Source organism: Mycobacterium sp. TH-M25, assembly GCF_057473665.1.
Map to the genome: position 1 here is coordinate 1 of NZ_JBYCLA010000446.1, position 9,252 is coordinate 9,252.

Below are 9,252 nucleotides of genomic sequence, written 5' to 3' on the forward strand. Positions count from 1 at the left end.
GGCGGCGGCTGGCTGCTGCCTGGCGAGCCGACCCCCACGCCCCGCCATGGGCCCGACGATTCACCCCAACAAGCTGGGCCGCCATGCTGGCCGCTCCCGCGGCCGCCGGCTGGACCCCGCGCGACCTCAACCAGCTCATCACCGACTGGCTCGGCGTGGGACGGCACATCCCCGACACCCCCGCCCGCCCAATCGGGTTACTAGGCGCCATCTTGGCCTGGCACGGCGCTGAGAATCTTGCTGATCGACCGGCCGCCCTGGAGGATGCGCGCGAAGCCCAGCTCCGCGCTGCCGACGAAGAACTGCGCCGGGCCGAGAGCGCGGCGTCGCACCGCGCACATCTAGCCGGCCGGGCCGCGGCCGAGGCCGCACAGTCTGGTCCTGGCCGCGCTGAAGCGCTCGCTTCCCTGTCAGCCCTGCAGCGGCGCCGCCACGCACGCCGAACTGCTGAGGCGGCCGCCGAACTAGCCCGCATCCAAGCGCTCGTCGACCGGGCGCGCCGCTCCTACACGCACAACACCGACGCGACGCGAGGCGATCTCTGGAGATGAATCAGCCTCTGAGTAGGTCGGAGCGTGTGTTGGGTTGCCAGGGATTGTCGACGAAAACTGCGAACCCGTCGGGCACCGGCACGGACAGGTGGGCCAGCAGCCGTAAGTGCCAGCCCGCTTCGGGACCGTTGACGACCAGCGCTGTCACGCGCGCACGCTGGCGATCCGGTATCCGGTGCAGCTCTTCCAACAAAAGGTCGGGAACCCAACCCAGAGGGACATTGGCGGCGGTGGTGGTGAGGATGGCCAAGGGATTGACGGTGTTGGTTGGCTCGTCGTGTAGGCGCAGTTCGTCTCCGGGACAAAGCGCTGCGAGTTGCTGTTCAACATCGTCGCGGGTCAAGGTAATGACCTCGCCGGCCACGCTTGTCGGGCGCTCGGCGATGTGACGAATCCCGTGGACCAGGAAGTCGCATTCCAAATGACCGTTGGCCACGGTGGGGACCGGGAATAGTTGGATGGTGTCGCCGGGGCGGTGTCCGCCAGATCGGGTGATTTGTTCGAAGGGCGACGCGTCCTCGTCAAGACCAAGGCGTTTCACCCAGCGGGCGAAGTCGGGGCGGCGCGGGGTCATGGCCCGCTGGGCGAACAGCGGAAACAACCTGTCCGAGGTGTACTGGCCGTGAAGATCGGGGAAGCCCAGGAATGGCCGAAATCCTTTGACGTGCATTGCATGACGCAGGTAGTGGAATCGATAGCTGTGGCCATCGAAGCTCAGCATCCCGACCGGGGATATTGTCCGCTCGATCGGGTGCTGCCAGGTCACCACGAGGCGGCGCGACGCGGCAGCATCAGCCACCCGATCCTGCAACGCGTTAGAGGTGCCGGCACGCATCGAGAAGCCTTCCTTGGTTGATCGTCAGTAGTTCTGTAGCGAAGGTACGCCACTGCTCCGACAAGTTGGGGACCGAATTCAACAGGGCCGTGACCGTGTCCTGTGGCACGGCCCCGATTTTGTCGATCCAGAACGTTCTTACTGCCGGTCGACACATTGCGAGGGCGCCAGCGGCGTGCTCGACCAGGGTCACTGGTCCGTTCGGGCCATGCTCGAACCGGTGCGCCGTGCCCTTGGATGCCCATCGGGCTATCCCGCCCGGTTCGGCGAGCAGCTGGGCGCGTCGCGCGGCGTTGACGTTGTAGCCGAGGCTGCTCGACTGGTCGTAGGAGCCACACAGTCGGTAGCTGTGTGCACCAGGCGGTGGAACAAGGATTGACCAGTTGTCGTCGTGGCGGTCGCGGTTGGCGATCCACGCATCGAGCAGCATGTAGCCGGCGAACACATCGAATGCACTGAAACCGTCCGGAGCGCCAAACGGTGCATCGACCCGGCCATCCTGTAACGCGCTGGCGATTTTCTCCAGCGAATGCCCTGGCCGACCCCTGGCTTGCGACACATAGGTGGGGTCGAACTCCGCCAGCAAAAGCTTGCCAGGTTGAAGATCCCAACCAGGTGGGGCGAGATAGCGAGACAGGCTGCCGCGCCGCCCGTCACGGTTTGCAAGCTCGACGTCGGCGCATGGCACGCTGATTAGCCGAGCAAGTTCGGTGCTGACCCGTTCAGCCCAGTCCTCGCCCTGTTGGAAACCGAACTTGACCACGGGTGGTTTGAAAAGCCACCGCTGCCTGGTTGTCGGGTCGATCAACCAATACTTCTCTTCGACACCCTCGGTCTCGTCGCTGAAGACCTCCCACGTCGAGACGTCCCAGACATCGAGCTGCACCGCAGCGCTCGGGGCCTGCCTTAGGCCGACAACCGCTGTGTTGTGCCCAGCAACGACGTCGCGGTCTGGCGGATCAGCTCTACCGGATCTAATCCCCGCTGCTCAGCGACGGGTAGTAGTTCGGTCAGCAAATCGCCGTACTGGCGGATCAGGGTCGGCAAGTGCCGCCCGGCCACCGCCTCGAGCTCCTGCAGCTTGTCGGTGTCATAGCGCACCTGCAGCCGACCCACCATGTTCCGGGTCTCAGACCCCTGGCGCTTCTTGCGGCGCAAGGCCTCGGCGTCGTCCGCCTCGCTGCGGTGCCTCAAGGCCGGTTGGCTGTTCATCGCAACTCCTCGTGTTCGCCGGTGCACACCCTGTGTACACGCAAGTAAGTTCCCGTTCGTAAGGCCCGAGCGTCGCGGCCGCAGCTCGGTCTCATGTAAGGCTGTGCTTTCATTTCAACACTCGCCGTGCAGGTTGGTGCAGCGCGTATGATAGCGCGACTGAGCTGGTCAGACATGGGCTGGCGAGATTGCCCGCAGCGTCGAACCGGCTGATATTCATGTAAGTAAGTGTCGCACGGCGCGAGAGGGTTGGGCGAATGCTCGTTGGCGTGTCACGAAGTTGTGCAGATGACTTACTTACATACGGGGCATTGGGCACAATAGAGGCGTGTCAGCGCCTGGCGAACCGGAAGGCTACTCGTTAGCCGACGCCGGCGAGCTGCTGGGCGTCACAGCTCAACGAGTGAGCCAGTTACTGAGCGCCGGCAAACTCACCGGCCCAACGTATCCGCACAAACGCGTCCCCAAGCACGCCGTGCGGGTGTGGAAATGGTCTTTGGACCAAGAGCTTGCGCGTCGGCGCGCCACTCCCCCACCCCGGCCGGCACGTGCCCAACGCGACCCAGCCGTCGATGCCTACTCGCAGTGGTGGGAACGTCAAGAAGCGCGGGTCAACGCCGCCGCCCACGAACTGAAAATTGCGGCCGATCTCGCACGCCAGCAGACCATCGAGGAGCGCAGGAAAGCCCGCCAGCTGATGTCCAAGCTCGCGCGAGTCACGATTCAACAGGCCCAACTGATCGAGCAGCTACAGACCGACCTCACAGTCGACGCTGAGCGCACCGAGCGCATCCTGGACGCATATTCCGATGCCCTGACCCAGCTGCTGGCCCCCGACACCGTCGGACCTATTTAACGATCCTCAACGTGCGCAGCATCAGCAGCGACCGCAGCGTCAAGGGCAGCACGGGTACCGGTCTCCACCACACGATCAACCGTGTCGTTATCGAGCGCGTACACCCCATCGATAGGGCCGTCTTCCAGGTATTGACGGACAGCTTCAATCTTCCAGTCCGTGTAAGTGGAGTCGCCCATCCGGGACAGCTGTTCGGCGTGTAGGCGCTGGCGAGCCTCGTCGGCGTCGCGACCGCTGACTGACCAATCCGCCCCCGGATACCGCGCGACCCAGGTGCCGTCGCTCTGTTCGGTCACTGAGGGCTGGAAGACGAAGGAGACTTTGCGCTCGACCATCACCCGTTCGATGTCGGCTTGCGATTCCACGCGCATCAAGGCATGCCTCCTGTGATGTCCACGGGCGAATGCCTCCATATGATCGATCCGTCGTCCTGGAGGAATTCGCATATGTATCCACCCACGGTAGTCGAGGGCGAGCACCAAATGATGTACCCCTCGTGGGGTTTGAGCGCAATGTGCGGTGTGCCCGGCCCGTCGGTCTTGTAACCGGCAGCAGCAGCATCGATGCGCGCCGCAAGAGTGCTGTTTTGCTCCCGAAAGGTCTGCACCAGGCCTTTAGCCCGGTTTAACTGGCCCTGCAAATAGGTGGCCAGCTCGCGCTGGCCGGCCGTGGTACGCGCCCGCGGGGCCAGTGCATCGACCCCGGAGCGGGGTCTCGGCGATCAGGCCGTCCATCTTCTGAGCCCCGTCCATGACGGCTTGTCCGGCGTTGGCGAACGGGGAAGCAATTTGGGTGTCCGCGGTGATCGTGTTGTCCAACCATTGCAACTGCTTGCTGTTGCCCGAGCCGTATACCGGTGCGGCCTGCCCGCGCCAGCTTGACGCCGCCGCCCGCCCGGCCTCGGCGACGGCTTGTCGGCCGTCGACCAGGGATTGAGGCGAGGGCCATCGCCCGTTCACTGGTGAGGACCCGAATAACTTCCGGGCATCGCTTAATGCGCGGGCTGCCTCCGTTATCAGCGCCTCGAGTGACATACCGCCCAGTATCGCCGTGGCTCATCCGGATTGGCCGAAACCACGCCCTGGCTTGCAAGATCGCCACCTGCAGAAACCCTCTAGTTTGGGCCTCGGGCGCCAAACGGTGCCTTATCCAAGGGTCTGTGCCCGCCGGGGGCTTTGTTTCGTTAGCGGGCTAGCTGTACTGCCCACGGACGTTGGTGACGGCGTGGCGTGGTGACATGACGAAGACCTCCGAGTGAAGTGCGAGCTGTCTAGGAACGCACTGCTCACCCTCGGAGGTCTTCGTGTCCCACCGTAATGCCCCGTTGTCCGAAACTGGCCGTCTGCGATTGGCCCGTTGTGTTGTCGATGATGGTTGGCCGCTGCGGCGCGCCGCCGAGCGGTTTCAAGTCTCAGTGACCACGGCGGCCCGGTGGGCCGGCCGTTACCGTGTGCTCGGGCCGGCTGGGATGGCCGACCGCAGCTCGCGACCGCATCACAGCCCGCAACGCACCCCTACCCGCACCGAGCGACGGATCATCAAGGTTCGGGTCCTGCGCAGGTGGGGGCCACACCGGATCGCTTATCTGTTGGGCATGCACCCCTCCACGGTGCATCGGGTGTTGACCCGTTACGGGCTGGCTAAACTGCGCTGGTTGGACCGTCCTACCGGGCGGGTAATCCGCCGCATTGAGTCATTGCGGTGTGGGGATCTGGTGCATGTCGATGTCAAGAAACTCGGCAAGATCCCCGCCGGCGGGGGCTGGCGGATACTGGGCCGCACCGCGGGCAATCGCAACTCCCGCAACGACACCAGCAGCGGGGTCAAAAGCAAGCGATATCACCCGCTGCACGGTCATCACTTTTTGCATACCGCCCTCGACGGGCATTCACGGCTGGCCTACAGCGAGCTGTTGACCGATGAACGTCAAGACACCGCTGCAGGGTTTTGGTTACGTGCTAACGCCTGGTTCGCCGATCATGGCATAACTGTGCGAAAGGTGTTGACTGACAATGGTTCCTGTTACCGATCACGCACATTCGCCGATGCTCTAGGTGCCGTTGAACACCGCAGAACCCGGCCCTACCGGCCGCAGACGAACGGGAAAGTGGAGAGATTCCACCGCACCCTCGCCGACGAGTGGGCCTATGCCCGGCTCTACACCAGCGACGCCGAGCGCTGTCAGGAGTTCCCGATCTGGCTACACACCTACAATCACCATCGCGGCCACACCGCACTCGGCGGCCAACCACCCGCCAGCCGCGTACCTAACCTCTCAGGTCAGAACAGCTAGCTAGGGTCCTTTCTGCTTCCCTGGGCTAATCCCACAGCTGCGGGCCGTGGTAAAACCGCAGGTCACGGGCCTCGCGTTTGCCCCTCCGGGCGTCGCGTGCGGTCGACCGACAATCTGGCCACGACACTGTTCCCACCCAAGCTTCCGCGTCCGCGCGTTCCCGCCAGTGGCCTGGATGGCGGGCGCCGTGGGCGAGACGACAGCGCACCGGCGCTCCCGTTCCTGCTTGACTCATATGGCGCCCGATCCACCGCATCGGGACGTTGCAACAACTCGCACCTCCGCACGAGAGTGCCCGGGGCGGCTAGGCGTGGACGCCGGCAGACATTTCGCCCGAAACTTCCCCTGCCCTACGTCAGACGGACGCATTTTCGCCCCCGCATTTCCCGCATGTCTCCGCGATCGGCGTCCCCTCCCGCCAGACTAGACGTGCTACCCGATACCCCCACCCGATCTACCGACGGCGCCGCAAACGCCCCTTGAGCTATGCGATCGGGCTACGGAGCATCGCGAGCCAGCCGAAGGCAGTCGGCAAGAATATGCTGCGTGGATCGGCTCGCCGACTCGCCCACTTTTCTGCCGCGCGATCCCTACACGCCCAGTCCCCCGGCTACTGTCGGGGCTCCGTGGTTAAGGGCGCGGTCGATCTCAGGCCAGACCAAATGCCCCCGCCTGCACGGGCTCGGCCCAGGCCCCAGCGGTCCGCTGTCGGGCGTCAATCGACCAACATGCTCGCACGCTATTCGGTTGAGTGCGCTCGTCCGTTCCCACTCGCAACCAAGCAGTCCAATCGAACCGACGCGGGGGTTCGCACTTACTCACGTTTTCCCCCTGTGCGGACATGTCGACAACACTCTTGGGTGGGAGCTACGGCTTGATCATTCGTGCGCAACATATGGGCCTTCGGGCCCGTTAAGCGACTGGTCGGAATTCGCATCGTTGCAGCGACACGCGGTGCATGCGGTTGGTCTATGTGCCTGCATAACGCCTGCTGGTCACCTATGGTGAAGGGCGTGGAAGCCCCGACGAGCAGCGCTTTCAGGGGACAAGATGCGCGAACACGCGCGGTGGCAAACCAATGCTGATCACCCTCGCCATGGGTAGTCCACTCCCCCAGTCCTCGGGTCTGACGGGGGACATCCAGAGCCGGCCAGCAATGCGTAGCATCCTCCAACCGGTCACGTGCATAGCAATTGGCCTCGCCATGCCCCTGCCGCGACGGGTCGTAACGCGGTATCGGATGTTTGAGCGACCTGGCGCTGACATACGTCTGCCAAGGCGGTTCACACCACGCTGGTCCGCACTGATGTCAATGGTTATCACCCGCCACCGTGCCAGCCACGTCACAGAATGCCTGGCCAAGCGCCGTCCTAAGCGCATGACAAGGCGCATGTGCAGGCACTGTGTCATGCGCATTCACACGAACACTTCGCGTCGCTTGGCGCATCGCATTCGACCGCCACTACCGGTTGGCGTCGCACACCGCAGTCACACGCACTTGTCAGAGCGTGTCGCACGATGCGCGGCCGTGCTGCCGTCGATGTACTTATGCAGGCCACATGTATGCCTGACGGACATGCGATGGGAACCGGGTTACGGGACGGGGAACATCATGCGCGGTGCAACCCGTGGTGTAACGCCCTGGGCTAGTTGCGTCGGCCGCCCCTTGCGAAAGGGCGAGCAACGGTAGCTGGCCATGCCACTGACAAGCCACCGTCCCAGACGCCTTGCAGAGTGCTTGCGCATGTGTACTTAAGCGCGGATGGTCAGGTATAGTGGCCGCCATGGCAGCAGCAGCGGGCACGCCCGCCGTTCTGGTTGGGAACCAAAAGGGCGGGGTGGGGAAGTCTTCGATCGTCGCCAACGTCGCCGTCGCTGTCGCGCGCCGCGGCCGTCGCGTAGTGGTATTTGACGTTGACCAGCAGGGAAATCTGACCACCGAAGACCTGGGAGTACCGCTCAACGAATGGGATAAGGGCCGTCATCTGGCATCGGTCATGCAGTACGGCGCTGACCTGAAGCCGTTCAAAGATATTCGGCCGAATCTCGACCTCGTTATGGGGGGACCGAGCCTTGGCTTGGTGTCTACCTCGGCAGATCGGGCCGCCGATGCCGGGATCGACATCGCTGACAATTTCCGACGCGCCCTAAATGACCTTTGTGAGCGCGAGAAGTACGATCTTGTTCTTGTCGACTCGGGCCACGGTGACGTCACGCTGTTATTGGCGCTGCTCGAAGTGTGTTCGCATCTTGTCGTTCCGGCGCGCGAAGACAGTGGGTCCATGCGCGGAGTTGAGCAGTTGGCGACCAGCTACTTAAGGGCCAAACGCCGCGGGTCGGCCATCACGTTGCTCGGCGTCGTATTGTTCCAGGTCAACCCTCGGGCGACGGCCCGCAATGAATTCATCTCGAATCGGGTGCGCGATCTGCTTGAGGGTTCCAGTGCGGAGCCATTTACCGCGACAATTCGTCATGCGTCGGGGCCGGCCCTTGAGACACGTGAACGCCACCTCACTGCTCAGGAGTTGGTGCATGTCAGTAAGGAAAGTCAGACGGCGTTGCTGGCGGCGCTGCGTGAAGGGCGAAGTGAAGATATTCCCCGTTTGCGTTCGAGCGATCCTGTGTCGCTGGCAAATGACTACCAAAACCTGACCCGCGAGATCCTGCAGCGGGTATTTGCCCAGCTCCCGCAAACCTGACGTGTGACCGAAAGAAGGGGCCGAGCACGTGACAAAGAAGGGCGTTTTCGCCGAACAACTCGATGACATCGATGACCTCATGCCTCAGCGGCCCGCTGTGCCCGCGGGTGATGAAGCCGCGGCGGTGGACTCCGACGACGAGACCGACAGCGATTACTTGGCTCGGGAAGCCGAGGATGATCTGTCGGCGCCATTAGCTGGCGACGCCTCGCAGCAGCGCACTGTCCGGTCGCGGAGGTCCCGGGTTGCTGTGAGTGTCCCCACCGCTGAAGTGGCGCCCCAAATTCACCGGCTACTGCGCCAGCTGACGACCAAGGAGCGCAGTCGTGATCCCATTAGCGCCCGCACGTATGCGCAAGTCGTCCTCGATGCGATCGAAGCCCATCAAGAGCAGCTCGCGACATATTGGCGTACCGAAGCGATCAGCGAGCCGGCTGGGGGAGGGGGATTGTTCTCCCGACGGCCTGCGACATCATCGCGAAGGCGACGCCATGCTCAACCGCCTGCACGTATTCCCTTGACGGGATTGAACCAGGCCGATGGCAAGGTCCTCGATGGACTGGTGGCCGAGTGGAACGCGCCATCGCGTAGTGCTCTGGTGGAACAGGCGTTGCGGTTCTATTTCAAGGCTGATTGATCCCGCACTTGGGTGGGCTTCATACCCCGGGGGGCCCACGGCGGTCCGGTGGTCTGGTGCGTGTCGAGGCGGGAAGTTGGTGGTGGTGATAGCCGCCTGGGGCCGGTTTGGGTGATACTGCCTGCTATGACCTCGCTCGATGAGCTGGTGGCGGCGGCTGGCCGTGCGC

8 protein-coding genes and 1 pseudogene are annotated in these 9,252 nt (G+C 63.6%); 5 read left to right on the top strand and 4 right to left on the bottom strand.

Going from position 1 to position 9,252, the window contains the following annotated elements:
• Positions 1-551: pseudogene (locus tag AC2VOU_RS15160) on the top strand (helix-turn-helix domain-containing protein); the annotation flags it as partial.
• A 1-nt stretch (position 552) separates the two neighbouring features.
• Here AC2VOU_RS15160 and AC2VOU_RS15165 read toward each other — a convergent pair.
• The 3 genes from AC2VOU_RS15165 to AC2VOU_RS15175 are packed head-to-tail and all read right to left on the bottom strand — an operon-like array spanning position 553 to position 2,598.
• Positions 553-1,386 carry a hypothetical protein gene (locus AC2VOU_RS15165; RefSeq protein WP_486958123.1) on the bottom strand — a complete coding sequence of 278 codons (834 nt, stop codon included), beginning with the start codon at positions 1,384-1,386 and terminating at the stop codon, positions 553-555.
• Positions 1,367-2,272: a HipA domain-containing protein gene (locus tag AC2VOU_RS15170; RefSeq protein WP_023870313.1), complete on the bottom strand. Its 906-nt coding sequence runs from the start codon at positions 2,270-2,272 to the stop codon at positions 1,367-1,369. The genes AC2VOU_RS15165 and AC2VOU_RS15170 overlap by 20 nt, the downstream gene beginning before the upstream one ends.
• Before the next feature lie 20 nt (positions 2,273-2,292).
• Positions 2,293-2,598: a hypothetical protein gene (locus tag AC2VOU_RS15175; protein ID WP_023870314.1), complete on the bottom strand. Its 306-nt coding sequence runs from the start codon at positions 2,596-2,598 to the stop codon at positions 2,293-2,295.
• Positions 2,599-2,926: 328 nt separating this feature from the next.
• Between AC2VOU_RS15175 and AC2VOU_RS15180 the strand changes: the two genes are divergently transcribed.
• Positions 2,927-3,454 (top strand): hypothetical protein, encoded by a 528-nt coding sequence (locus tag AC2VOU_RS15180; protein WP_486958124.1) that lies wholly within the window; start codon positions 2,927-2,929, stop codon positions 3,452-3,454.
• On the opposite strand, the gene AC2VOU_RS15185 is transcribed toward AC2VOU_RS15180, so the two are convergent.
• Complete coding sequence (locus AC2VOU_RS15185; protein ID WP_486958125.1) at positions 3,451-3,819, bottom strand: hypothetical protein; 369 nt, start codon at positions 3,817-3,819, stop codon at positions 3,451-3,453. The two genes, AC2VOU_RS15180 and AC2VOU_RS15185, sit on opposite strands and share 4 nt — an antisense overlap.
• Positions 3,820-4,757: 938 nt before the next feature.
• Here AC2VOU_RS15185 and AC2VOU_RS15190 point away from each other — a divergent pair.
• The 3 genes from AC2VOU_RS15190 (at position 4,758) to AC2VOU_RS15200 (ending at position 9,083) form a co-directional block, all read left to right on the top strand.
• On the top strand, positions 4,758-5,747 hold the full coding sequence (locus AC2VOU_RS15190) for an IS481 family transposase (RefSeq protein WP_486958126.1): 990 nt from the start codon (positions 4,758-4,760) through the stop codon (positions 5,745-5,747).
• A 1,784-nt stretch (positions 5,748-7,531) separates the two neighbouring features.
• Positions 7,532-8,446: a ParA family protein gene (locus AC2VOU_RS15195; RefSeq protein WP_023870318.1), complete on the top strand. Its 915-nt coding sequence runs from the start codon at positions 7,532-7,534 to the stop codon at positions 8,444-8,446.
• A 28-nt stretch (positions 8,447-8,474) separates the two neighbouring features.
• Positions 8,475-9,083, top strand: coding sequence for a ribbon-helix-helix domain-containing protein (locus tag AC2VOU_RS15200; RefSeq protein WP_486958127.1), 609 nt, complete (start codon positions 8,475-8,477; stop codon positions 9,081-9,083).
• Positions 9,084-9,252 lie beyond the last annotated feature (169 nt).